The following is a 24,742-nucleotide window of genomic DNA, read 5'->3' on the forward strand; positions in this document are numbered from 1 at the left end:
ACAAGCGAAGGAAGAACCCATGGCACGCGCACTCGTGATCGGCGCAGGCATCGCCGGCACGGTCACCGCGATCGCACTGCAGAAAGCCGGCCTGGACCCGGTCCTCTACGAGGCGTACGACCGGACCGCGGACGGCATCGGCAACTTCGTCAACATCGCGCCGAACGGCATCGACGCCCTGGACAGCATCGGCCTGGGCCATCTGGTGCGCGAGCGCGGCTTCGACACCCCCGGCATCGCGTTCTACAGCCACACCGGGCGGGCGCTGACCGGCGACGTACGCACCGACCGGCTCGCCGCCGACGGTCAGATCATCCAGACGATCCGGCGCTCGGACCTCTACGTGTCACTGCGCGACGAGGCGGCGCAGCGCGGCATTCCCATCGAGTACGGCAAGCGGATCGTGGACGCCACCACGACGGGGAGCACGGTCCGGGCCGTGTTCGCGGACGAGTCGCAGGCCGAGGGGGACCTGCTCGTCGGCGCCGACGGGCTGCGCTCGCAGGTGCGCCGCATCATCGACCCGGCCGCGCCCCTGCCGCGCTACCTCGGAGTGCTCAACGCGTTCGGCTGCGCGCGGGGCTTTCCCGCCGAGGGCCCGCCCGGCGTGATCCGGATGTTCTTCGGCAGGAAGAGCTTCTTCAGCTACACCAAGCACCCCAACGGCGACCTGTGGTGGTTCGCCAACCCGCCCTGCGCCGCGGAGCCCGACGGGGCGCAGCTGCGGGCCCTGCGGCAGGACTGGCGCCGCTACCTGCTGGAGCTGTTCGCCGGTGACCGGACCCCGGCGGCGGCGATCATCGCGGCCACGCCCGATCCCGCGCCGCCCTCTCCCACCTACGACCTGCCCAGGGCGCCGCACTGGTACCGGGACGGGCTCGTCGTGATCGGTGACGCGGCCCACGCCGTCTCGCCCACCGCGGGCCAGGGGTGCTCGGTGGCCATGGAGGACGCCGTGGTGCTGGCCAAGTGCCTGCGGGACGCGCCCAGCGTCGACCGGGCGTTCGTCACCTACGAGTCCGTGCGGCGCAGGCGCGTCGAGGACATCGTGGCTCAGGGCAAGTACAACAACGAGGGCAACATGCGGCGCGGCCCGGTCGGCCGCTTCCTGCGCAACTACTTCATCGCCCGGGCCTTCAAGAGCTCCGACGGCTCCGATCCCACCTGGATGAGCAGCCACCACATCGACTGGCACGCACCGGCCGACGGCGACGGGCGCGGACTGCGGGCCTCGTCGTGACCCGACTCGCAAGCAGAGGAGACACCTGATGACCAGCACCGCGGACGTCTCGGGCACGCCGGAGACCTTCCCCTTCGTCCGTCCCGGCCCGTTCACCCCGCCCGAGCAGTACGCGGGCATGGTGCGGCAGGGCGTCACCCCGGTGACCCTCGCCAATACCGGTCTGCGCGTCTGGACGGTCACCGGGCACGAGGCGATACGCCGGCTGCTGACCGACCCGCGGGTCAGCGCCTCGCGCAAGCACCCGGGCTTCCCCTTCTACTTCGTGGCTCCGCCCGAGGCCCGTACGGAGACCTCCTTCATCGGCTACGACCCGCCCGAGCACACGGCCGCCCGCGGGAAGGCGGCCGCGGCGTTCACCTACCAGCGGGTGCAGAAGCTGCGCCCGCGCATCCAGGAGATCGTCGACGAGCACATCGACCGGCTGCTGGCCCTGGCGCCGCCGGTGGACTTCCACCGCCTGTTCTCCCTGTCGCTGCCCACGACGATCATCTGCGACATGCTGGGCATCCCCCAGGGCGATCACGACTTCATCATCGAGCACAGCAACAACATGTTCGGCATCCACAGCACCCCCGAGCAGCGGGTGGCGGCGATCGTCGAGGTCAACGCCTACGTCGAGAAGCTGGTCGAGATCCGGGAAGCCGAGCCGGGCCCCGACCTGACCAGCCACATCATCGCGGAGTACCGGGCGTCGGGCGAGGAGTACACCCGGCGGGACCTGGTCAACATGGTCCGGATGCTGATGAACGGCGGTCACGAGACCACCGCGAGCATGCTGTCCCTGGGCACGGCCTGCCTGCTGGAGCACCCGGACCAGCTGGCGGAGCTGATGGCCGACCCGGAGACGATGATCGGCCCGGCGACCGAGGAACTGCTGCGCATGGTGACCATCGGGGACATCGGGGTGCCCCGGGTCGCCCTGGAGGACATCGAGATCGACGGCACGGTCATCCCGGCCGGTGACGGCATCCTGTGCCTGCTGCTGACCGCCAACCGGGACCCGGAGGTCTTCCCGGAGCCGGAGAAGCTGGACCTGCGCCGGGGCAGCCGCAAGCAGATGGGGTTCGGCTACGGTGCGCACCTGTGCATCGGCGCCGAACTGGCCCGGCTGGAGATGCAGATCGCCTGGACGACGCTGTTCCGGCGCATCCCCACCCTGCGGCTCGCCGTACCGCTCGACGAAGTGCCCCGCAAGGAGGGCGCCATCGTCTACGGCGTGCGCGAACTGTCCGTCACCTGGGACGCGTGATGCAGCAGGAGGCGTACGGCCCGCAACTGGCCGAGATCTACGAACTCGTCTACGCCGCACGCGGCAAGGACTACGCCGCCGAATCGGCCGAGGTGACGGCCCTGGTCCGGGATCGCAGGCCGGACGCCTCGTCGCTGCTCGACGTGGCCTGCGGCACCGGAGGCCATCTGGCTTTCCTCCAGGCCCACTTCGCGACCGTGGAGGGGCTGGAGCTGTCGCAGCCGATGATCGCCCAGGCGGCGCGCCGGCTGCCCGGGATCCCCGTGCACCCGGGCGACATGCGCGACTTCACGCTCACCCGCCGCTACGACGCGATCAGCCTGATGTTCAGTTCGATCGGCTACACGCGGTCGACGGACGAGCTGGAGAGCACCCTGGCCAGTCTCGCGCGGCACCTCACCCCGGGCGGTGTGATCGTCCTGGAGCCCTGGTACTTCCCGGAGGCGTTCCTGCCCGGCTACATCGCGGACGACCTGGTGCGCACCGAGGACCGGGTGACGGTGCGGGTCTCCCACTCCCGGCGGCAGGGCGACGACGTGCCGATCGTGGTGCACTACATCGACGCGCAGAAGGACGCCGGCATCCGGCACTTCACGGACGTCCACCTCATGCGGCTGTTCACCAGGGAGCAGTACGAGGCGGCCTTCGAGCGGGCCGGCTGCTCGGTGGAGTACGTCGGTCCCGGCCGCTTCAGCTGCGGTCTGTTCGTCGGCGTGCTGAAGTGACGCCGGTGCGCTGAGGCACGGTGACGACCACGGACGGCCCCCTTCAGGCTTCTTCCGCCTGGAGGGGGCCGTCCGTGGTCGTCGCCGCGGTCCACATGTCCCCGAGGGACTCCGCGAGTCCGGTACGGGGGTGCCAGCCGAGCAGCCGCCCGGCGAGGGTGATGTCGGCCCGGGTCCAGGCGCCGCCGAGGCCGGCGACGTCCCGGGTCCGTTCGTCGATCAGGTCGGTGGAGTGCCCGGCGGCCGTGACGAACAGCCGGACCAGGGTGCGGATGTCGACGGCACGGCCGCTGCCGATGTTGAGCGCGTGGCCCGTCGCCGGGGAGTGGACGGCCCTGACGACGGCGTCGGCGAGGTCGCGGACGTCCACGAAGTCCCGGCGGGCCCCGGTGAGGACGACGGTCATGGGCTCGTCGTCGGCCAGGGCCCGGCGCAGCATGCCGACCAGCTTGCCGGGGAAGCTCGCCGGGGAGGGGTGCGGTCCGCAGACGTTGGACGCCCGCAGCACCAGCCCGTCGGTCCGGCCCGTGCGCACGGCGTCGAGGACGGCCTGCGACCCGGCGAGTTTCGTCCGCGCGTAGGCACTTCCGGGGCGCGGGGGGACCTGCTCGTCGATGAGTGTCCCGGGAGGGACATCGCCGTACTCGTGCAGGGTGCCGATGTGCACGACGCGGGAGCGCCAGGGCAGTTCGCCCAGGGCCGCGAGCAGCCGGTGCACGAGTGCGACGTTCACGGCGTCCAGGTCCTCGTCGGCCCGGGCCCAGCCGTCCGTCGCGTTGAGGGCGTCCGTCGCGTTGACGACCGTGTCGATGCGGCGTTCGCTCAGCAGCCCGGTGATGCGCCCCTGACCCGCGTGGGCGAGGTCGAGGGGTTCGAAGGCGTAGGGGCGGATGTGCGGCGCCGGGTGGCGGGCGACGACGAGGACGTCGTCGCCGCGGGCGGCCAGGGCGGCGCACACGTGGCGCCCCACCCAGCCCGTGCCGCCGAGGACGGCCACGCGCCGCGGTGGGTGTGCCGGCCGGTGCGGTGTGGTCATGCCGTTCTCCCCGTCCTGCGGGCGGCCGGTGGCCGGCCGCCCGGTTCCCCCTCAGGCGCCGGCGGCGTGCCCGGCGACGAGTTCCTCCAGTACCGGCACGGTGAGCGCCGGGGACGGCCGGCGGGCGTTGTCGTCCGCCACGGTGCGGGCCTGACGCGCGTGCGAGGGGTCGTCCAGCAGCGCGCGGACGGCCTCCAGCATGGTCGCGGGCGACAGTTCGGCCGGGTGGATGCGGCGTACCGCGCCGAGGTCGGTGAGCCGGGCGATGGCGTCGAGCGGCTTTCCGCGCCCCGGCACCACGACCTGCGGCACCCCGTGGACGAGACAGGCCATCATCGTGCCGGGGCCGCCGTGGTGGACGGCGGCGTCGCAGCCCGGGAGCACGGACGTCAAAGACTGCCAGCCGGTGGCGATGACACGGTCGGGCAGCGGGCCGAGCTGTCCGACGAGGTGATCGGCCACCGCGACGACCAGGTCCACGTCCAGTTCGCCGAGCGAGCGGACGATCTGCCCGAGCATCGGGGCGCCGCCGATCTGCGGCTGCACGGACCCGAGGGTGACCAGCAGGCGGGGCCGGGTGCGGGGCCGTAGCACCCACTCCGGCACGGTGCCCGGCTCCCCGTAGGGGACGTACCGCAGGGGCGTCGTGCCGGGTGCCGGGTCGCCCAGCAGGGGCGGGCAGTTGTCCAGGACGAGGGCCGGCTCGGGGAGCGCGCCGAGCCCGAGCTCCTTGAGTTCCGGGGCGAGTTCGTCGGCGATCCAGGGGTCGACGGGCAGGTCGCCGGGACCCACGACGTGCTTGACCCAGGGGATGCCGTGCCGGGCGGACGCCGCGGCGGCGGCGGCGTATCCGTAGGACTCGGCGACGATCAGGTCGGGGCGCCAGCGGTCGACGAGTTCGGCTGTGCCCTCCAGGGTGCGGGCGGCGAGCCGGCCGAAGCCGCGGCCGATGCCCTCGGCCATCTCCTCGTCGGTGTCGGGCACCTGGACCCGTCCGCCGTCGCGGTCCTTGGCCATCACCTCTCCCATGTCGAGCGGGCCGTAGACCGGGGCCATGGGCAGTCCGGAGCCGCGGACGGGGCCCTCGAAGCTCTCGGGGGCCGCCACGAGCACCTCGTGGCCTGCCGCGCGCAGCGCCCACGCAAGGGGCACGATCGGGTAGTACAGCGGGTGAGCTGGGCCGGTGGCCACCAGTGTCTTCATGCCGGGGAACGTAGGGGGGCGGGCCGGAACGGCGCTCGAATCCGGCTGGGACGGCACGGCCCCGGCGGTCAGGGGCGGTCGCGCGGTGCCGTGAGGGCGTCCTCGATCTTCAGGCACTCCCCGTAGTGCGGCAGCAGTCCGGCGTCCGCGGCCTGGGCGAGGGTGGGGGCCACCCGGTCCCGTTCGGAGACGACCTGCTGGATGTCCCCGGGCAGCGGCAGGCCGAGCTCGGGGTCGAGGACGGACAGCGCGAGTTCGTTGTCCGGGTCGTAGGCGAGGGAGAGCGTGTACGCCATGGCGGTGTCGTCCTGGAGCGCCACGAAGGCGTGTCCGACGCCGACGGGGAAGTACACGGCGCGGAAGTCCACCGGGTCGAGGACGACGGTGTCCCACCGGCCGAAGGTGGGCGAGCCCAGCCGGAGGTCCACGACGATGTCGAGGGCCTTGCCCCGGACGCAGTACACGTATTTCGCCATGCCGGGCGGGGTGCGGGTGAAGTGCACGCCGCGGACGACGCCGCGCCGGGAGAAGCTGCAGCTGGTCTGGGCCACGGGGAAGAGCGGCCGGCCGGTCGCCCGGAGGAACGCCTCCGACTGGAAGGGCGACACGAACAGCCCCCGGTCGTCCCGGAAGACCTCGGGGGTGAAGACGCACGCACCGGCGACCTCGAGCTCTCTCGATTCCATGGCCGGTGACTGTGGCCGGGCCGCCTCGAAGCGCGCTACAGGTCCGCTCCAGGCAGATGGCCGATCGCGGTCAGTGGCTGACCGCGATCGCGGCTAGGTTGGCCGGGCGGGGGACCGTCTCCGCCGCCGTGCTCGGCGCGTACACGGGCGAAAGGACGCCATGGCCGAAGTTCTCACGCGCCGGGACCTCAATCGGGCGACGCTGGAGCGCCAGTTGCTGACGCGGCGCACGGACCTGGCCGCCCCGGCGGTGATCGAGCGGCTCACCGGGTTGCAGGCGCAGGATCCCGATCCGCCGTACGTCGGGCTGTGGAGCAGGATCGAGGGGTTCCGGCTGGAGGAGCTGACGAAGCTGCTCGAGGAACGTGCGGTGGTGCGCGCGACTCTGTTCCGCGGCACCCAGCACCTGGTGACGGCGGAGGACTACCTGTGGGTGCGCCCGCTGTTGCAGCCGATGCTGGACCGCTGGCAGAAGGCCGCGTTCGGCAAGCAGACGGCCGGTGTGGACCTGGCCGAGCTCGCGTCGGTGGCCCGCTCGGCGCTCACCGGCGGCTCGCTCGCGCGACCGGAGCTGGGCCGGCTGCTGGCGGAGCGCTGGCCCGGACGGGACCCGGTCGCTCTGGCCCGTTCGGTGCAGGGGCTGCTCGCCGTGGTGCACCCGCCGCCGGACGGCACCTGGGGGCGCCGGGGGACGACTCCGTTCGCGCTCGCCGAGGAGTGGCTGGACCGGCCGCTGTCCGGGGATGCCTCCCTCCGGCAGCTCGTGCGGCGCCACCTCGCCGGATTCGGGCCGGCCACGGTGAAGGACGTCCAGGCATGGAGCGGTACGACGCGGCTGCGTGAGGTGGTCGAGGAGCTGCGGCCGGAGCTGCGGGTGTACCGGGGCGAGGGCGGGGAGGAGCTGTTCGACCTTCCCGGGGCTCCGCTGCCCGGTCCGGACACGGTGGTCCCGGTGCGGTTCCTGGCCGCGCTGGACAACGTCGTGCTCGGTCACGCGGACCGCTCCCGGCTGATGACCGACGACCAGCGCCGGCACATCATCGTCGAGGCGGCGGTGCTCGTGGACGGCTTCGTGCGGGCCCTGTGGGTGATCAAGCGGGAAGGGCGCGGCAAAGCGACGGCCGTTCTGACCGTGAAGTGCTTCTCCCCGCTCGACGCGCGGGAGGAGGCGGAGGTCACGGAGGAGGGCGAGCGGCTGCTGCGGTTCGCGGCCGCGGACGCCGAGCGGTACGACATCCGGTTCGTCCCGGTCGCGGACGGGGGCTGAGGCGGCCGCGCCTGCTCCGGCCGCCGGCTCCGGAGCAGGCACGGGCCGTCTCAGCCGCCGTCCGCGAGTTCCGTCGCGATGGTCCGCACGTAGGCCCCGTACTCCGAGGGCCCGATCCGCACGCCCAGCCGGTAGCAGGCGTCACTGTCGATGTAGCCCATGCGCAGGGCCACTTCCTCGATACAGGCGATCCGCACGCCCTGCCGGGCCTCCAGCGTGCCCACGTACTGGCCGGCCTGGAGCAGCGACTCGGGGGTCCCGGTGTCGAGCCAGGCGAAGCCCCGGCCCAGGTTGACGAGCCGGGCGGCGTCCCGTTCCAGGTACCAGCGGTTGACGTCGGTGATCTCCAGTTCGCCGCGTTCCGAGGGCCGGAGGTTGCGCGCGACGTCGACCACGTGGTTGTCGTAGAAGTACAGGCCGGTGATCGCCGTGTTGGAACGGGGTTTTTCGGGCTTCTCCTCGATCGAGAGCAGTCGTCCGTCGGCATCGACCTCGCCCACGCCGTACCGCTCCGGGTCGTGCACCGGGTAGCCGAACAGCACGCAGCCCCGTACGTCGGTGCTGTGCTCGGCCAGGACGGAGTAGAAGTGGTGGCCGTGGAAGATGTTGTCGCCGAGGATCAGGGCGACCGAGTCGTCTCCGATGTGGTCGGCGCCGACGACGAACGCGTCGGGCAGGCCCACGGGGCGGTGCTGGGCCCGGTAGGTGAGGGACAGGCCCAGCTGGGACCCGTCGCCCAGCAGCCGCTGGAACTGCGGCAGGTCGACCGGCGTGGAGATGACGAGGATGTCCCGGATGCCGGTGAGCATCAGCACGCTGAGCGGGTAGTAGATCATCGGCTTGTCGCCGACCGGAAGCAGCTGCTTGGAAACGCCGAGGGTGAGCGGCCTCAGCCGCGTTCCCGAACCGCCCGCCAGAATGATCCCCTTCACGGGTGTCTCCCGCCCTCCGCTCGCGGTGAATCGGTACGCCCCTCATTCAGTCACCCGGTATTCGAGATCGCCTCGACGACGACTCGACAGCGATTCCGCCGGACCGGTCCCATGGGGTATTCCGGCGGCATCTAGCAGGCGTCTAGTTCCCTTCAAGGAAGCGGCCCTAGCGTGCGAGCATGACCACCTGCCGTGTCTGCCGGAGTTCCGTCACCGAATTCTTCGATTTCGGTCGCCAGCCGCTGTCCGATGCTTTTCGCCGACCCGAGGAAACGTCGGAGGAGTTCTTCTACCGACTCGCGGTCGGCGTCTGTGAGGAATGCGCCATGGTGCAACTCATGGAAGAGGTCCCGCGGGAGCGCATGTTCCGTGAGGACTACCCCTACCGTTCGTCCATGTCGTCGGTCATGCGGGAGCACTTCGCCACGACCGCGCGCCGTCTGCTGGCGACCGAGTGCCACGGTGACGACCCGTTCGTGGTCGAGATCGGGTGCAACGACGGCGCCATGCTGAAGACCGTCGCCGCCGCCGGTGTCCGCCACCTGGGCGTCGACCCCTCGCGCGACGTGGTCGAGCTGGCGGCCGCCCAGGGTGTGCGGGTGCGGTTCGACTTCTTCCAGGAGTCCACGGCCAAGGAGATCAGGGCCGCGGACGGGCCTGCGGACGTCATCTACGCCGCCAACACCATGTGCCACATCCCTTACGTGGACTCGGTGTTCCGCGGCGTCGACGCGCTGCTGGGCCCGGACGGCGTGTTCGTCTTCGAGGACCCCTACCTCGGCGACATCGTCGAACGGGCCAGCTTCGACCAGATCTACGACGAGCACTTCTACCTCTTCTCCGCCTCGTCGGTGCAGGCCGCGGCCCGGCGGTTCGGCTTCGAACTGGTCGACGTGCAGCGGCTTCCGGTGCACGGCGGCGAGGTCCGCTACACGCTGGCCCGCGCGGGGCGCCGCCGGCCGAGCCCGGCCGTGGCGGAACTGACCGCCGAGGAAGGCCGCCGTCAGCTCACGGACAGCACGATCCTCGAACGGTTCGGCATGCAGGTGAAGCGCAACTGCGAGGAACTCACGGCGCTGCTGCACCGCCTGCGCGACGCCGGGCACACGGTCGCCGCATACGGGGCCACCGCGAAGAGCGCGACGGTGACGAACTACTGCGGCATCGGGCCCGGTCTGGTTCCCGCGATCTACGACTCGACGGTCGCGAAACAGGGCCGCCTCTCTCCCGGCGCGCACATTCCCGTCAAGCCGATCGAGGAGTTCTCGGCGCCCTATCCCGAATACGCGCTGCTCTTCGCCTGGAACCACGCAGAGGAAATCATCGCCAGGGAGACCGCCTTCCGGGAGCAGGGCGGAAAATGGATCCTCTACGTGCCGGACGTCCGCGTCGTCTGAGAAGGCGAACTGTCATGACCAGAGTGCTCGTCACGGGCGGAGCGGGTTTCATCGGCTCCCATTACGTGCGGACAATCCTCGGCCCCGGCGGCCCGGGGGACGTCACCGTCACCGTGCTGGACGCCCTCACCTACGCCGGCAACCGGGCGAACCTGGCGCCGGTGGCGGATCATCCGGGGCTGACCTTCGTTCACGGGAACATCTGCGACACCGAGTTGGCCGACGCGCTGATGCGCACGCACGACCAGGTGGTGCACTTCGCCGCCGAGTCCCACGTCGACCGGTCCATCGACAGTGCGGCGGACTTCGTACGGACCAACGTGACGGGCACGCAGGTCCTGCTCGACGCCGCATTGCGGCACCGGGTCGGGCCGTTCGTCCACATCTCCACCGACGAGGTCTACGGGTCCATCGACCACGGCGCCTGGAGCGAGAGCTCCCCGGTGCGGCCGAACAGCCCGTACGCCGCGTCCAAGGCAGCGGGTGACCTGCTCGCCCTCGCCCAGCACCGGACGCACGGTCTGGACGTCCGGGTCACCCGCTGCTCCAACAACTACGGCCCGTACCAGTTCCCCGAGAAGCTGATCCCGCTGTTCGTCACCCGGCTGCTCGACGGCCGGGAGGCCCCGCTGTACGGCGACGGGGGCAACGTACGGGACTGGCTGCACGTCGAGGACCATGTCCGGGCCGTGGAACGGGTCAGGACCCGGGGGCGCCCGGGCGGGACCTACAACATCGGCGGCGGCACACCGCTGGCCAACCGCGACCTCGTCGACCGGCTGGTGCGGGCCTGCGGCGCCTCGTGGGAGCAGATCCGCTGGGTCGAGGACCGCAAGGGCCACGACCGGCGCTACTGCGTCGACCACTCCAGGATCACCGGCGAACTGGGCTACCGCCCGACCGTCCCGCTGTCCACGGGCCTGGCGGAGACGGTCGACTGGTACCGCTCCAACCGCTCCTGGTGGGAACCGCTCCTGCGCCCCGCGGGCCGCGCCGTGTGAACGGGCGTGCCCGCGTCCGGCGGTCGTCACCGGCTGCCGGACGCATGTCGTCACGGGCCGCACGTATTATCGCGCGGTGGGCACTGGGGTGGGGATCACGGCGCCGTTCGGTCGGCTGCTGCGCGAGCTGCGGCACAGCCGCCGGCTGACGATCGAGGAGCTGGCCGAGGCGTCGGGGATCTCGGGGCGTGCCATCGGTGACATGGAGCGCGGCCGGAGCCGGCGCCCGCACCGGGGCACCATCACGGCGCTCGCCCAGGGCCTGGAGCTGGACGAGTCGGCGCACGCGGACCTTCTCGCGGCCGCCCGCGCGGCCCGCCCCGGGGCGCGTCCGGCCGAAGGCGTCAGGGTCTCGCCCCTCACCCTGCCGAGGGGAGTACGGGACTTCGTCGGCCGGCAGCCGGAACTGACCGTGCTGCGCGCTCTCGCGCGGGAGGCCGCCGAGGGCCGGGGAGTCGCGCCGCCCGCGGCCGTGGTGACCGGCCCGCCCGGAAGTGGCAAGACCTCGCTGGCGGTCCGGCTGGCCGAGGAGCCCGAGTCGCCCTGCCCCGACGGGGCGTTCCTGCTGGACATGCGGGGCCTGGACGATCGTCCGCTGCCGGCCGAGCAGGCCGTGGCGGGGCTGCTGGGCGCGTGGGGCGTGGCGGACGCCGAGCTGGCCCGGCTGACCGCCGAGGAGCGGCTGGCCCGCTACCACGAGATCGCCGCCGGGCTCCGGGCGGTCCTGGTGCTGGACAACGCCGGCGGCGAGGCCCAGGTCAGGCCGCTGCTGCCGCGTGCGGGGCGGCTGCTCGTGGTCGTGACGAGCCGCCGTACTCTCGCCGGTCTGGAGGGAGTACGGCGCGTCGAACTCGGCGTGCTGAGCCGGGAGGAGTCCGCCGCGCTGCTGCGGGCCGTGGTGGGCGCCGGGCGGGTGGACGCCGAGCCGGGGGCCGCGGAGGCCGTCGGCGAGTTGTGCGGGCATCTGCCGCTGGCGCTGCGGGTGGCCGCCAACTGGGCCGCCACCCGCACCCACTGGAGCCTGGAGCGGCTCGCCGGCCGGCTCGCCGACGAGGACCGCCGGCTGGACGCGCTCAGCGCGGGCGATCTGCGGGTCAACTCCGCCTTCGCGCTGTCCTGTTCCCGCCTGGCTCCCGAGGCCGCCCGGATGTTCCGGCTGCTGTCGCTCCTGCCGGGCCGCGACTTCAGCGCCGCCCCGGCCGCCGTGCTCGCGGACATCCCCCTGCCCGACGCCGAGGACCTCCTGGAGGAACTGCTGGAGGCGGGGCTGCTGATGACGTCCCGTCAGGACCGCTACCGGCTGCACGACCTGCTGCGCCTGTACGCGGCTGCCCGGCACCGCTCGCAGGACGGTCGGGAGAGGTCGGTCGCCGCGCGGTCCCGGCTGCGGCACTGGCTGCTGGACACGGCCGTCCTCGCCGGACGCTGGCACGAGCCGGACTACGGCATGCCACCGGCGGATCCCGGCCGGCTGGTCGAACTGGACGACCGTGAGCAGGCGGCGCGCTGGATCAGGGCCGAGGGCGACCTCTGGCTGGCCGCGTTCCGGGAGGCCGCGGCGCTCGGCGAGCACACCCGGGTCGCCGAGGTCGCGGAGGCCATGCACTGGTTCTCCGACCACTGGGTGTCCTGGGGCCACTGGGTCGAGGTCTACGAGCGTGCCGCCGCGGCCGGGGCGGCCCTGGGCCACGCCGCGCTGGAGGCGGCCCACCGCAACTACCTCGCCTGGGCGTACTGGGCCTGCGCACGCCGGCACGACGAGGCGGTGGCGTCGGCCACAGACGCGCTGCGTCTCGCCGGGGCGGCCGGGGACGTCCCCCAGCAGGCGTGGGCCCACGCGTACCTCGGCTGGCTGCGGGACGCCGTCGGTGAGCTGCCGCCCGCGGCCGGCCACTATCACCAGGCCATGGAGCTGTTCACCGAGGCGGACGACGTCAACGGGTATCTCCAGGTGTCCTGCGGGATGATCCGGGTGCTGCGCGGGGCGGGACGCGGTGAGGCTGCCGTGGAGACCTGCCGGGGCATCATGGACGCGCTCGCGGATCCCCGCCACCGGGACCGGATCCCCGCCAACGTCCGTGAGTTCACGGTCCTGACCGCCGTCTACGCGGTGTCGTTCGTCCATCTCGACGAGGGGCGGTGGCAGGAGGCCGCCGGCGCGCTGCGGTCCATCCGCGGGCAGTTCGACGCCCGCGGATGGCACAAGCAGGCGGGCAAGGTGCACCTGCATCTGGCCCATGCGCTGGCCCGTCTCGGCGAGCGGGCCGAGGCCGCCTCCGCGTACCGGGCCGCGCTCGCCCTGGAGGGCCGCGTTCCCGCTGATGTGCTGGACGAGGCCCGCGCGGGTCTCGCCGCACTGACCGCGGGGCGGCCGGCGCCGCTCACCCGGTTCGCGCAGTGACGGGCCTCAGCCCCGGCGGCCCGTGGTGGAGGCGAAGCCCAGCCAGGTGTGCCGGTTGTTCCACCAGCACCAGCCGACCTTGGGCGCGTTGCGGCGCTCGCGGCCGTCCCGGCCGGTGCCGTTGCTGATCCAGATGGCCGGGGTGCGGGCGTCGAAGGAGCCGTTGGGCTTGCGCAGCCGGGAGCCGATGGTCATGAAGCAGAGGTTGCGCTCCAGGGCTTCGGGCTGCTGGAGCACCCAGTGGATGCCCTCGGTGAGCACCAGCGGGGTGCGGTCCTCCTTGGTGAGGGCGGGCAGCGCCTCGTCCGGGGACCAGTTGGCCATGTGGTCGCCGCGGTCGATGCCGTGCACGAGGTAGAGCGGGGCGTCGGGCAGTTCGAGGGCGCAGGGGGCGAACTCGTCGACGTCGGGCATGTCGACGACGACGAAGCCCGGTTTGCCGTCGCGGCGGAGCAGCGGAGCGAGGGCCGAGGCGGGGGCCCGGTCCGGGTGCACGGCCAGCAGGGCGCCCTGGCCGTCGGCCCCGGCTCCGGCCCGCGCGGCGAACGTGCGGATCTCATCGGCGGACAGCCCGGCGATCTCGTGCACCCCCAGCTCGATGAGCCGCTCGGCCTGCGCGCTCAGGGCCGGGAGTGCGGTCAGCACGGTGGACGGGTCGGGCGTGGTCTCGGGCACGATGCTCCCTGGGTCGTCGACAACGGCGGGCTCTGACGGGGCGAACTCATCGGCAACGAGCCGCTCCGCCCGGATGTTCCCGCTCCGCTCCGTCCGTCGTCGCGTCGCCGGCCAGGCCGTTCATCCGCCACTCGCGGGGCGCCATCCCGTAGGCCGCGCGGAAGGCGCGGCTGAAGTGGCTGGGGCTCGTGAACCCCCAGCGCCGGGCGACGGCAGCGACCCCGTCCCCCAGGGCCGGGGAGCGCAGCAGGTCCCGGCGGCACCGCTCCAGCCGCTGCGTCCGGATCCACTCCCCGACGGTCACGCCCTCCGACTGGAACAGCTTGTGCAGGTAGCGGACCGAGACGAAGTGCGCGGCGGCGATCGCGGGCGGTGCGAGGCCCGGGTCGGCGAGGTGGCGCAGGATGTGGTCCTTGACGCGCACGAGGGTGGCCGCGGCGGCCTCCGGGGCCTGGGGGGCGAAGCGGCCGGACCGCTCGTTGATCAGCAGCGCCAGCAGGTCGAGTGCCGTGGCGGCGAACTGCCGTCCGGCGACGGCGTCGAGGTGCGCCGCTTCGCGGGCCAGGCGCGCGAAGTAGGTCCCCACCAGGGCGGCGCTGCCCTCCCGGCCGGAGAACGCCGTGGCGGTCAGCGCCCGCAGGTCCGTGTCGCGCACCCGGAGCTCCCGGCGGGGGAAGTGGAAGGAGGTGAAGCAGAACGCGCTGTCCACCTTCTTGCGGAACAGCCGGGAGGAGTCGGAGAGGGAGAAGTCACCCGGCCCGATGCGCGCCTCCCTGCCGTCCTGCTCCTTGAGGGCGCTGCCCCGCCGCTGCAGGGTGAGGATGAGGAACTCCTTCCCGTCCCGGGCGATCAGCCGCCTGCTGCGCGTCACCACCTGGGGACCGGCCTCGACCCGCGAGACCTGTAAGGACCCCAGGCGGTTGCTGACGATGCTGCCGGGCGAGGGATCGTCCTCGAGGAGCCGTACGTCGAGCGGGATGAAGGTGTGGCTCACCGCGTGGTGCCAGCGTTCCCCCCGTTCGGCCGCAGACAGTGACGCGGTGGAAAGGACGACGGGCACCTGGATTCCCCCCTGGGCATCATCAAAGGCCGGCAGGCGGGTTCCGCTGCCGGCCTCGACGATGTCACCACGCCGCCCGGGGGCGGTCCAGGAAGAATCGGGGGAAGAATCGGATCACTTCACCGGATCACTTCGCCAGGAAGGCGAGCAGCGCCGCGTTGACCTCCTCCGCGTGGGTCCACAGCAGACCGTGCGGGGCGCCCTCGATCTCCACGTAGTCCGCGGCCGGGAGGGCCTTGTGGAACTGCCGCGCGGTCCCCTCCACGGGCAGGATGCGGTCGCCGGTGCCGTGCAGGATCAGGGCCGGCACGTCGATCGCCGGGATGTCGGCACGGAAGTCGGTGTACCAGGTCGCGGGCGCGGCGGCCGCGGCGAAGAATCCGCCGCGCGCGGCGACGAGCCAGCTGTTGCGCACGGCCTCCTCGCTGATCCTTGTGCCGAGGTTCTCGTCGAGGTTGTAGAAGTCGTTGTAGAAGTCCGTGTAGTAGGCGTAGCGGTCGGCCTTCACCGCCGCGACGACCCCGTCGAAGAACTCCTTCGGGGCGACCCCGTCCGGGTTGTCGTCGGACTTGAGCAGGCAGGGCTCCAGGGAGGCGAGGAAGGCGACCTTGGCGACCCGGGCCGAGCCGTAACGGGACACGTACCGGGCGACCTCGCCGGTGCCCATCGAGAACCCGACGAGGACGGCGCCCTGCAGGTCCAGGGTCTCCATCACGGTGTTCAGGTCGGCGGCGAAGGTGTCGTAGTCGTAGCCGGCCGTCGGCTGGGAGGACTGCCCGAAGCCGCGTCGGTCGTAGGTGATCACGCGGTAGCCGGCGTCGAGGAGCACCGCGCTCTGCCGTTCCCAGGAGTGGCCGTCGAGGGGGAATCCGTGGATGAGGACGACCGGCTGCCCGGATCCGTGGTCCTCGTAGTACAGGTCGACGGGGGTGGAGTTCTCCTGGCCCACGGTGATGTACGGCATGTGCTGCTTCCTCGTTTCCGAGCGGTTGGTGCAAGGGACCCGGCCACGCTAGGGCGGACCCGGGCGGGCCGATCGCCCCACAGCGCACCGGTTGTTGACCCGGGGCGCACAGCCGGCCGCCGGTCCTCAACCTGATGCGTCCCATGTGTCCGGCGTGACAGCATCGGCGCCATGGAAGGGTTCATGACACCTGATCAGATGTCCGCCCGCACCTCTCGTGCCCTCGCCGCGGCCGTCGCCGCGGGGCGTGATCTGGGGCTCGACGTGGCCGAGGCGAGGGTCGTCTACGACGTGTTCTCCGTCGTGGTGCACCTGGCTCCGTCACCGGTGGTGGTCAGGGTGCCGGCCGTCCTGCCGTCGTACGCCGACGCCGGCTCCCAGACCGCCCGGCAGCGGCAGGAGCTGGCCGTGGCGGGGTGGCTCGCGGATCAGGGGCACCCGGTGATCCCGCCGAGTCCGCTGGTGCCGCGGGAGCCCGTGCTGCGGGACGGGTTCTCGATGACGTTCTGGCAGTTCGTGCGAGCTGGACCAGAGCGCCGAGCCCGACTTCGTGCACCAGGCCGGCCTGGTCGCCGGCCTGCACGCCGCGCTGCGTTCCTACCCGGGTGAACTGCCGTTCCTCTCGGCGGCCGAACCGCGGTTCGTCACCGAGGGGCTTGCCGCGCTCGAAGCGCGCCCCGATCTCCTGGACCCGGCCGATCTCGACCGTGCGCGGCGCGAGTGGGAGGTCCTGGAGCCGGCCGTCGCCTCACGCGCGGGGTTCGAGGCGGTGTTCCCCGGCATCGGGTTGCAGCCGGTCCACGGGGACGCCCCGGCGGCCAACATCGTCTCCGGCCCGGACGGCGCCCTGTACTCCGACTTCGAACTGACCACGCTCGGGCCGGTCGAGTGGGACCTCGCGGCCCTCGGCCCCGAGTGCGAGGCCGCTTACGACGAGGCGGCCGGGCGGCTGGGTCTGCGCCGGCTGGACCGGGACGTGCTGCGGGTCGTCAACGCGGTGGGCATGTCCCGCGCGGTGGCCTGCCTCGCGCTCGCGCCGCAGCTGCCCCTGCTGGTGGACGCGCTCAAGCCGGCGGTCGAGCAATGGCGGTCGATGCCGTTCGCCGGGGGGCTGGGCGGCTGAGGCGCACACGCGTGGGGGGCGCTCACTCGGGCAGCGGGCGGTCGTCGACGACGTGCTTCATGACGAGGGTGGAGTTGAGGCGCTGCACGCCGGGGAGCCGGGCGAGCTGCTGGTCGTAGAGCCGCTGGAAGGCGGTCAGGTCGGTGGCGGCAACCCGCAGGAGGTAGTCGGGGTCGCCGAACAGCCGCTGGGCCTGGAGCACGTGCGGGACGGCGGCCACCGCCTCCTCGAACGCGGAGACCGTGTCGGCGTCCTCCAGGCGCATGGTGACGAAGACGAGCGCCTCGAAGTCGAGGCCCACGGCGGACGGGTCCACCACCGCGCGATACCCACGGATCGCGCCCTCGCGTTCGAGGTCGCGCAGCCTGCGGTGGCAGGGCGAGACGCTCAGCTTCACGCGCGCGGCCAGCTCGGTGACTGTGAGACGGCCGTCCAGCTGCAGCTCGGTAAGAATTTTCCGGTCCAGGGCATCCATGGAGAAGATTCTGCCCCAGCGCGCGCGATCAAGGAGTAAAGAAGGGAACACTTTCGGATCGATCCGGCCTAACCTTCCCCTCGCACCACCGCATGTGAGAGGGAACGATCGATGGACACGACCACGCTGGCGGCCTTTCTGGCAGTGGATCTGCTGCTGATATTCACCCCCGGCGCGGACTGGGCCTACACGATCACGGCCGGCCTGCGGGACCGGTCGGTCGTGCCGGCGGTCGCGGGGCTGGTCGCCGGATACGCGGGCTACACCCTGCTCGCCGTGGCGGGCCTGGTGGTGATCGTGGCGAGCTCGGCGACGCTGCTCACCGCGCTGACGCTGGCCGGGGCCGGCTACCTGGTGTGGCTCGGCTGGGGAGTCCTCCGGCAGCCGGCCGCCTTGACGGCCCCCGCGGAGGAGGTGGCCCCCGAGGGCACCTCCCGTGCGCGGGTCATGCTCAGGGGCATCGGGATCAGCGGACTGAACCCCAAGGCCCTGCTGCTCTACTTCTCCCTGTTCCCGCAGTTCATCGACCCCGCGGGTGCCTGGCCGGTCGCCGGCCAGACCGGCCTGCTCGGCTCGCTGCACATGACCGCCTGTGCCGTCGTCTATCTCACCGTCGGCGTGCTGGCCCGCACGGTCCTGAGGACCCGGCCCGCCGCGGCCCGGGCGGTGACCCGCGTCTCCGGCGCGATGATGATCGTCATCGGCGGGTTCCTGCTGGTGGAGCGCCTGGCCGTCTGACGCCTCCCAACAGACGAGCCTCAGCGAGTCGGTAGCGGGACAATCGGTGCAGGAAGCGTGAGCAGGCAGGGGCGGCACACCCGGAGGCACCGTGGAGGGACGCGTACCGGAGGACTTGGTGGTCGTCGTCGACGCCGACGGGGCGATCATGGTGTGGAGCGACGGCGCTCGCCGTCTGCTCGGCTACGAACCCGCCGAACTCCTGGGCAAGCCCGTCACCGACCTGCTCGCCGCTCCGCTCCCGGAGTCCACACGGCGGCACGCGGCCGACGGCCGGCGCTGGGCCGGTGAGGTGGCGCTGCGGCACCGGAACGGCAACCACGTCGTGGTCCGGCTGCAGGGGACGCCACTGGCGGACGCCGAGGGCGGTCGGCTCTGGCTCGTGACCGGCACCGTGCCGGTGTACCCGGCGGCCCCGGCCGAGCAGGGGAGCCTGCCGCCGCTGTGGGACCTCACGCTCGCCCAGCTCCCCGTGCCGGTGGCGGTCTACGACCGGGACGCCCGGCTGGTGGCCGCCAACGAGATCATGACCCGGGTCATGGGCAGGTCCGTGGAGGACATGAAGGGCCTGACCCTGTGGGAGATCGAGCCGAACCCGCCCTACGACGAGTACGACCGCCTCCAGCGCGAGGTGCTGCGCACCGGCGAGATGATCTTCCACGAGGAGCACGCCAAGGCCCCGGGCCAGACCCGGCCGCACGCCTGGTCCATGTTCCTGTCGCCGCTGAAGGACGAGACCGGCGCGGTCCACGGCATGTCGGCGACCGTGTTCGACACGACGGAGCAGTACTGGGCCCGCCGCCGGCTGGCGGTGCTCAACGAGGCCAGTCTGCGCATCGGCAGCACCCTGGACGTGACCCGGACGGCCGAGGAGATGGCCGAAGTGGCCGTGACCGGGGGGTTCGCGGACTTCGTCACCGTGGACCTGCTGGAGTCCGTCGCCCTGGGCGACGAGCCGGGACCGCTGCCGCCGGACACGCCGGTCACCGTGCGGCGCACCGCGCAGCTGTCGGTGCTCCAGGGCTGCCCGGAGTCGGTGGTCGCCTCGGGCGAGACGACCCGCTACCCGGTGGGGACGCTGCCGCTGCGGACCCTGAACGCCGGCCGGGGCGTGCGGCACCGGCCCGGGGACCCGGAGCTGCGGGAATGGCTCAGGTTCTCCCCCGCCCGCGCCGAGACCGTGTCCCGGTACCTCATCCACTCGGTGATGATGGTGCCGCTGCGCGCCCGGGGTGTGACGCTGGGCATGGTGCACTTCCTCCGGCACCGGACGCCGGAGATGTTCAGCGAGGACGACCTGCTGCTCGCGGAGGAGATCGTCGCCCGGGCCGCGGTGAGCGTGGACAACGCCCGCCGGTACACCCGTGAACGCCGCACGGCGCTCGCCCTCCAGCGCAGCCTGCTCCCCGAGCGGCCTCCGGAGCTGGCGGCGATGGACGTCGCCTACCGCTACCTGCCGACCGGGGCCGGCGCGGACATCGGGGGCGACTGGTTCGACGTGATCCCGCTGTCCGGCGCCCGCGTGGCCCTGGTGGTGGGTGACGTGGTGGGCCACGGCATCCAGGCGTCGGCCACGATGGGCCGGCTGCGGACGGCCGTGCGGACGCTCGCGGACGTCGATCTCGCGCCCGACGAGCTGCTCACCCAGCTGGACGACCTCGTCATCCGGCTGGACCGGGAGGAGGGCCCGGAGGTGCGCGGCGAGCAGGAGGCGTCGGGGCAGGTCGGCGCCACCTGCCTGTACGCGGTGTACGACCCGGTGTCGCGGCGCTGCACCATGGCGCGCGCCGGGCATCCGGCGCCCGCGCTGGTCACCCCCGGGGGCGGCGTACGGTTCCTGGATCTGCCGGCCGGGCCGCCGCTGGGTCTGGGCGGCCTGCCGTTCGAGTCCTCCGAGGTGCAACTGGAGGAGAACAGCCTGCTCGCCCTCTACACCGACGGCCTGATCGAGGCGCCCGACCACGACATCGAGGTCGGGATCGGCCTGCTGCACCAGGCGCTGAGCAGCCCCGGGGGCACGCTCGACGAGACCTGCGACCGGGTGCTGCGCACGGTGCTGACCGGCCGGCCCGAGGACGACATCGTGCTGATGCTGGCACGGACGGCCGTGCTCGACGCCGCGCAGGTCCGCACCTGGCAGCTGCCCCCGGAACCGGCGGCCGTGGCCCGCGCCCGCAAGATGGCGGGCGAGCAGCTGGCCGAATGGGGCTTGACGGAGGCGGAGTTCGCCACCGAACTGATCGTCAGCGAGCTCGTCACCAACGCCCTGCGGTACGGCGGTGCCCCCATCGAGCTGCGGCTGATCCGCGATTCGACCCTCATCTGCGAGGTGTCCGACGGCAGCAACACCGCACCGCATCTGCGCCGGGCCCGGGCCTTCGACGAGGGCGGACGGGGCCTGCTGCTCGTCGCCCAGCTCGCCGAGCGGTGGGGCAGCCGCCAGACGGCCACGGGCAAGACCATCTGGGCGGAACAGCCCCTGCCCGCCGGGCTGTGAGCCGGGCTACCGCGTGTCGACGATGCCGCCGGTCACCGCGATGACCTCGCCGACGGTGTAGCTGGAGTCGGCGTCGGAGGCGAGGTAGACGTACGTCGGCGCGATCTCCTCGGGCTGGGCCGCGCGTTCCAGCGGGGCCTCGCTGCCGAGGGCAGATGGACGACGGCGACGTCGGCGCCCTCGCGTGCGTACAGCAGCGCCACGGCCCGTCCGATGCCGGAGTCGCCGCCGGTGATCAGCGCGGTCTTCCCCTCCAGCTTCCCGCTCGCCCGGTAACGGCTCGCCCGGTGGCGCGGCTCGGTACGCATCTCGGCCTCCAGGCCGGGCCGCCGCTGCTTGTCGGAGGCGTAGGGCGGGTCCGGCTCGGACACGACCTGCGGTGCGGACTTCTCCTGCTCGGGCTGCACCGCTACCCCCTTGCCGGTGTCGTCCACGGCGCGGCCCGCTTCACCGGCCGCGCCGTCCTTGCCCGGGCCGCGTTCCCAGGACGGCGGCAGGCATGTCCCGGCCGCCCGGAACGGGTGCGATGCCCCAACCGGAATGCCGGCAGGCACGAGGGGTACTCCGAGGATCTTGCAAGCCGGCCTGCGGGCCGTAAGTCGTCGGAAGGAGAGCCGTGTCTGACGAGACGGTGAAGAACGTCTTCGTGATCGGACTCGACGAGGCCAATCTGCCCACGCTTCAGCAGGTCCCGGGAGCCGACCGGCTGCGTTTTCACCAGCTGCTGACGATCGAGGAGCTCCAGGTCGGTGAAGTGCACCTGCCCACGCTGCTCGACAAGGCCCAGGGCGTGCTCGACGCGTTCGACGGCAGCATCGACGCGATCGTGGGCTACTGGGACTTCCCGGTCAGCACCCTCGTCCCGATGCTGAGCGAGCGCTACGGCACCCGCAGCACCAGCCTGGAGTCGGTGGTCAAGTGCGAGCACAAGTACTGGAGCCGGCTGGAGCAGCAGAAGGTCACCGACCGGCACCCGCGTTTCGGCCAGGTCGACCTGTCGGCCGAGCCGCCGCGCCCGCCGGAGGACGTGACCTTCCCGATGTGGCTCAAGCCCGCCCTCTCGTACTCCTCGGAGCTCGCCTTCGGCGTGGGTGACGAGGAGGAGTTCCACAAGGCCGTCGCCGAGATCCGCGACGGAATATCCCGCATCGGCCGGCCCTTCGAGCACATCCTCGAACGCATCGACCTGCCGCCGGAGATGAACGGTGTGGGCGGCCGGGTCTGCCTCGCGGAGGAGTCCATGTCCGGCGTCCAGGTGGCCGTCGAGGGCTATGTCCACCAGGGCGAGGTGACGGTCTACGGGGTCCTGGACTCCATCCAGTACCCGGACTCCCCCTGCTTCCTGCGCCACCAGTACCCCTCGACGCTGCCCCCGCCGGTCATCGCGCAGCTCCACGACGTCAGCGAGCGCGTGATGCGGCAGATCGGGATGGACTCGGCCACCTTCAGCATCGAGTACTTCTACGACCCGCGCTCCCAGGAGATCAACCTGCTGGAGATCAACCCGCGGCACTCCCAGTCGCACGCGGAGCTGTTCCAGTACGTCGACGGCGTGCCCAACCACCACTGCATGGTCCGTCTCGCATTGGGTGAGGACCCGCACATGCCGCACCGCGAGGGCTCGTACGCGATGGCGGCGAAGTGGTACCACCGCTGGTTCACCGACGGTGTCGTGCGCCGGGTGCCGGGCCCCGAGGAGATCGCCCGCATCGAGCGGGAGACCCCGGGGGTGCGCATCGAGGTGATTCCCGCGCAGGGCGACAGGCTCTCGGACCTCCCCGGGCAGGACAGCTACAGCTACGAGCTGGCGCACATCTACACCGGCGGCGCGGACGAGGCGGAGCTGCGGGAGAAGTTCGACCACTGCGTGGCCGCCCTGGGCCTGGCCTTCGAGGACGCCCCGGCCGAGGCCGACGCAGCCGAGAAGTGAGGAGCACGTGGGTTCCATGCGTTACGTGACCAACCTGCCGTACGAGACGAAGGAGGAGGAGCACGTCACGATCCCGATGTCCGACGGGGTCCGGCTCTCAGCGCACATCTGGCGCCCCACCTCCTCGGACCAGGAGCCGGTGCCGGCGGTGCTGGAGTACATCCCGTACCGCAAGCGCGATCTGACGGCCGTACGGGACTCGATCCACCACCCCTATCTCGCCGGGCACGGCTACGCGTGTGTCCGCGTCGACCTGCGCGGCACCGGCGACTCCGAGGGCGTGCTGCGCGACGAGTACCTGGAGCGGGAGCAGGCGGACGCCGAGGAGATCCTGGCCTGGCTGGCGGAGCAGCACTGGTGCGACGGCGGCACGGGCATGATGGGCATCTCCTGGGGCGCGTTCGCGGCGCTCCAGGTGGCGGCCCGCCGGCCGCCGAGCCTGAAGGCCATCGCCATCGCCTCGTTCACCGACGACCGGCACGCCGACGACATGCACTACATGGGCGGCGCCCTGCTGTCGGACAACCTGGCCGAGGCGGGCACCATGTTCGCCTACGGCACCTGCCCGCCCGACCCGGCCGTGGTCGGCGACCGCTGGCGCGGGATGTGGCACGAGCGGCTGGAGAACACCGAGCCCTGGGTGCTGGAGTGGCTGCGTCACCAGCGGCGCGACGACTACTGGCGGCACGCCTCGGTGTGCGAGGACTACACGAGCGTGCGCTGCCCGGTCCTGGCCTCCAGCGGCTGGGCGGACGGCTACTCCAACGCCGTGACCCGGCTGCTCGGGAACCTGGACGTGCCCCGCAAGGGGCTGATCGGACCCTGGTCGCACAAGTTCCCGCACCTCGGGGAGCCCGGCCCGGCGATCGGCTACCTCCAAGAGCTGGTGCGGTGGTGGGACCACTGGCTCAAGGGCGTCGACAACGGCGTCATGGACGGCCCCATGCTGCTGGCGTGGATGCAGGACAGCGTGCCGCCCTCCACGTCCTACGAGGAGCGGCCGGGCCGCTGGGTCGGCGAGCCGGACTGGCCGTCCCCGCACATCCGGCCCGTCACGCACCCGCTCACCCGGCATACGATCGGGCCCGCGCAGGACGCTGGGGCGGCGCCCTCCGAGGGCGGTGCGGCGATGACCGTGCGCTCGCCGCTGTCCGTCGGCCAGTTCGCCGGCAAGTGGGCCTCCTACAACGCGCCCCCGGACCTGCCCTACGACCAGCGGGAGGAGGACGGCGGCTCGCTCGTCTTCGACAGCGAGCCGCTGACCGAGCCGGTGGAGATCCTCGGCTCGCCGAGCGTGGAGCTCGACCTGTCGGTCAGCGAGCCGGTCGCCATGGTGGCCGCGCGGCTGTCCGACGTGAGCCCCGACGGGGCCGCGACCCGCGTCTCCTACGGCATCCTGAACCTGACCCGCCGTGACAGCACCGAATCCCCCGAGCCGTTGGAGCCGGGCCGGCGCTACCGGGCCACCATCCCGCTGAACGGTGTGGCGCAGGCGTTCCCGCCGGGCCACCGCATCCGGCTGTCCCTGTCGACGTCGTACTGGCCGCTGGCCTGGCCGGCGCCCAAGCCCGCGCTGCTCGGCGTCCACGAGCACTCCAGCACGCTCACCCTGCCGGTACGGCCCGTCGACGAGCCGGACGACGCGCCGTCGTCCCCCTTCGGCGAACCCGAGGGCACTCCCCCGCTCGCCATGACCCAGGTGACACCCCCGGAGGAGCGCTGGGAGGTCAAGCGGGACCTGATCGACTACCGCTCCGAGCTGGACATCGTGAAGGACCGGGGCACCGTCCGCTTCGAGGACATCGGCCTGGAGGCCGGCCGCCGCGCCCACGAGCGCTACACCGCGGTCGCCGACGACTTCACCTCGGCCGGCGGCGAGACCACGTGGACCATGCGGTTCCAGCGGGACGACTGGGACGTGCGGGTGGTGACCAGCACCCGGCTGACGTGCGACGAGACGGACTTCTTCGTCGACGCGACCCTCGACGCGTACGAGGGCGGCCGCCGGGTCTTCTCCCGCACCTGGAACGAGCAGGTCCCCCGGGACCTGCTGTAGCCGGCGGCACCGCAGCGGGGCGGGACCGCTCCCGCCCTGTGGCCTCCTGCCCGTCCCCGGGCGGATACTGGCGACTCGCGATAC

The 24,742-nt window shown here is 72.3% G+C and carries 22 protein-coding genes; 13 read left to right on the forward strand and 9 right to left on the reverse strand.

Annotated features, from left to right (window positions below):
* Positions 1-19 precede the first annotated feature (19 nt).
* The 3 genes from HNR57_RS23560 to HNR57_RS23570 are packed head-to-tail and all read left to right on the forward strand — an operon-like array spanning position 20 to position 3,217.
* Complete coding sequence (locus tag HNR57_RS23560; RefSeq protein ID WP_184562562.1) at positions 20-1,240, forward strand: FAD-dependent oxidoreductase; 1,221 nt, start codon at positions 20-22, stop codon at positions 1,238-1,240.
* Between the two features lie 28 nt (positions 1,241-1,268).
* Positions 1,269-2,492, forward strand: a complete 1,224-nt coding sequence (locus tag HNR57_RS23565) for a cytochrome P450 (RefSeq protein ID WP_184562564.1) — start codon at positions 1,269-1,271, stop codon at positions 2,490-2,492.
* Positions 2,492-3,217, forward strand: a complete 726-nt coding sequence (locus HNR57_RS23570) for a class I SAM-dependent methyltransferase (protein WP_184562998.1) — start codon at positions 2,492-2,494, stop codon at positions 3,215-3,217. The genes HNR57_RS23565 and HNR57_RS23570 overlap by 1 nt, the downstream gene beginning before the upstream one ends.
* Positions 3,218-3,260: 43 nt before the next feature.
* Here HNR57_RS23570 and HNR57_RS23575 read toward each other — a convergent pair whose 3' ends face one another.
* From HNR57_RS23575 to HNR57_RS23585, 3 genes are all read right to left on the reverse strand, one after another.
* Complete coding sequence (locus HNR57_RS23575; protein ID WP_184562566.1) at positions 3,261-4,253, reverse strand: NAD-dependent epimerase/dehydratase family protein; 993 nt, start codon at positions 4,251-4,253, stop codon at positions 3,261-3,263.
* A gap of 51 nt (positions 4,254-4,304) precedes the next feature.
* On the reverse strand, positions 4,305-5,456 hold the full coding sequence (locus HNR57_RS23580) for a nucleotide disphospho-sugar-binding domain-containing protein (protein ID WP_184562568.1): 1,152 nt from the start codon (positions 5,454-5,456) through the stop codon (positions 4,305-4,307).
* A 68-nt stretch (positions 5,457-5,524) separates the two neighbouring features.
* On the reverse strand, positions 5,525-6,142 hold the full coding sequence (locus HNR57_RS23585; RefSeq protein ID WP_184562570.1) for a dTDP-4-dehydrorhamnose 3,5-epimerase family protein: 618 nt from the start codon (positions 6,140-6,142) through the stop codon (positions 5,525-5,527).
* A gap of 160 nt (positions 6,143-6,302) precedes the next feature.
* Here HNR57_RS23585 and HNR57_RS23590 point away from each other — a divergent pair, with 160 nt between their 5' ends.
* Positions 6,303-7,409 carry a winged helix DNA-binding domain-containing protein gene (locus HNR57_RS23590; protein ID WP_184562572.1) on the forward strand — a complete coding sequence of 369 codons (1,107 nt, stop codon included), beginning with the start codon at positions 6,303-6,305 and terminating at the stop codon, positions 7,407-7,409.
* 50 nt (positions 7,410-7,459) lie between these two features.
* Here HNR57_RS23590 and rfbA read toward each other — a convergent pair whose 3' ends face one another.
* The gene (gene rfbA / locus HNR57_RS23595) at positions 7,460-8,341 is read right to left on the reverse strand and encodes a glucose-1-phosphate thymidylyltransferase RfbA (protein WP_184562574.1); all 882 of its coding nucleotides are present in this window, start codon (positions 8,339-8,341) and stop codon (positions 7,460-7,462) included.
* A 179-nt stretch (positions 8,342-8,520) separates the two neighbouring features.
* On the opposite strand from rfbA, the gene HNR57_RS23600 reads away from it, so the two are divergent.
* The 3 genes from HNR57_RS23600 (at position 8,521) to HNR57_RS23610 (ending at position 13,140) form a co-directional block, all read left to right on the forward strand.
* Complete coding sequence (locus tag HNR57_RS23600; protein ID WP_184562576.1) at positions 8,521-9,738, forward strand: class I SAM-dependent methyltransferase; 1,218 nt, start codon at positions 8,521-8,523, stop codon at positions 9,736-9,738.
* Positions 9,739-9,752: 14 nt separating this feature from the next.
* The gene (gene rfbB / locus HNR57_RS23605) at positions 9,753-10,739 is read left to right on the forward strand and encodes a dTDP-glucose 4,6-dehydratase (RefSeq protein ID WP_246554860.1); all 987 of its coding nucleotides are present in this window, start codon (positions 9,753-9,755) and stop codon (positions 10,737-10,739) included.
* A gap of 76 nt (positions 10,740-10,815) precedes the next feature.
* Positions 10,816-13,140, forward strand: a complete 2,325-nt coding sequence (locus HNR57_RS23610; RefSeq protein ID WP_184562580.1) for a helix-turn-helix domain-containing protein — start codon at positions 10,816-10,818, stop codon at positions 13,138-13,140.
* A gap of 6 nt (positions 13,141-13,146) precedes the next feature.
* Here the strand turns inward: HNR57_RS23610 and HNR57_RS23615 are convergent, their stop codons facing one another.
* The 3 genes from HNR57_RS23615 to HNR57_RS23625 all read right to left on the reverse strand — a co-directional run bounded on the left by HNR57_RS23615 (position 13,147) and on the right by HNR57_RS23625 (position 15,839).
* Positions 13,147-13,815: a DUF5701 family protein gene (locus tag HNR57_RS23615; RefSeq protein ID WP_184562582.1), complete on the reverse strand. Its 669-nt coding sequence runs from the start codon at positions 13,813-13,815 to the stop codon at positions 13,147-13,149.
* Positions 13,816-13,861: 46 nt separating this feature from the next.
* Positions 13,862-14,875, reverse strand: coding sequence for an AraC-like ligand-binding domain-containing protein (locus tag HNR57_RS23620; RefSeq protein WP_184562584.1), 1,014 nt, complete (start codon positions 14,873-14,875; stop codon positions 13,862-13,864).
* A 127-nt stretch (positions 14,876-15,002) separates the two neighbouring features.
* Entirely contained in the window at positions 15,003-15,839 is an 837-nt protein-coding gene (locus tag HNR57_RS23625) for an alpha/beta fold hydrolase (RefSeq protein ID WP_184562586.1), read from the reverse strand.
* Positions 15,840-16,022: 183 nt separating this feature from the next.
* Between HNR57_RS23625 and HNR57_RS39660 the strand changes: the two genes are divergently transcribed.
* Positions 16,023-16,448: a hypothetical protein gene (locus HNR57_RS39660; protein WP_246554861.1), complete on the forward strand. Its 426-nt coding sequence runs from the start codon at positions 16,023-16,025 to the stop codon at positions 16,446-16,448.
* Positions 16,390-16,962 carry a phosphotransferase family protein gene (locus HNR57_RS39665; RefSeq protein ID WP_313674513.1) on the forward strand — a complete coding sequence of 191 codons (573 nt, stop codon included), beginning with the start codon at positions 16,390-16,392 and terminating at the stop codon, positions 16,960-16,962. The genes HNR57_RS39660 and HNR57_RS39665 overlap by 59 nt, the downstream gene beginning before the upstream one ends.
* Positions 16,963-16,984: 22 nt before the next feature.
* Here the strand turns inward: HNR57_RS39665 and HNR57_RS23635 are convergent, their stop codons facing one another.
* Positions 16,985-17,437 (reverse strand): Lrp/AsnC family transcriptional regulator, encoded by a 453-nt coding sequence (locus tag HNR57_RS23635; protein WP_033307166.1) that lies wholly within the window; start codon positions 17,435-17,437, stop codon positions 16,985-16,987.
* A gap of 111 nt (positions 17,438-17,548) precedes the next feature.
* Between HNR57_RS23635 and HNR57_RS23640 the strand changes: the two genes are divergently transcribed.
* Both HNR57_RS23640 and HNR57_RS23645 read left to right on the forward strand, forming a co-directional pair.
* A complete protein-coding gene (locus tag HNR57_RS23640; protein WP_184562588.1) occupies positions 17,549-18,175 on the forward strand; it encodes a LysE family translocator in 627 nt (208 codons plus the stop codon).
* 91 nt (positions 18,176-18,266) lie between these two features.
* A complete protein-coding gene (locus HNR57_RS23645) occupies positions 18,267-20,672 on the forward strand; it encodes a SpoIIE family protein phosphatase (RefSeq protein WP_184562590.1) in 2,406 nt (801 codons plus the stop codon).
* Between the two features lie 6 nt (positions 20,673-20,678).
* Here the strand turns inward: HNR57_RS23645 and HNR57_RS39670 are convergent, their stop codons facing one another.
* Positions 20,679-20,804 carry an SDR family oxidoreductase gene (locus HNR57_RS39670; protein WP_246554900.1) on the reverse strand — a complete coding sequence of 42 codons (126 nt, stop codon included), beginning with the start codon at positions 20,802-20,804 and terminating at the stop codon, positions 20,679-20,681.
* A gap of 484 nt (positions 20,805-21,288) precedes the next feature.
* On the opposite strand from HNR57_RS39670, the gene HNR57_RS23655 reads away from it, so the two are divergent.
* Both HNR57_RS23655 and HNR57_RS23660 read left to right on the forward strand, forming a co-directional pair.
* Complete coding sequence (locus HNR57_RS23655; protein WP_184562592.1) at positions 21,289-22,602, forward strand: ATP-grasp domain-containing protein; 1,314 nt, start codon at positions 21,289-21,291, stop codon at positions 22,600-22,602.
* A 16-nt stretch (positions 22,603-22,618) separates the two neighbouring features.
* Positions 22,619-24,658: a CocE/NonD family hydrolase gene (locus tag HNR57_RS23660; protein WP_184562594.1), complete on the forward strand. Its 2,040-nt coding sequence runs from the start codon at positions 22,619-22,621 to the stop codon at positions 24,656-24,658.
* Positions 24,659-24,742: the final 84 nt, after the last annotated feature.

Origin of the sequence: Streptomyces paradoxus (assembly GCF_014202475.1) — a bacterium.
GTDB lineage: Bacteria > Actinomycetota > Actinomycetes > Streptomycetales > Streptomycetaceae > Streptomyces > Streptomyces paradoxus.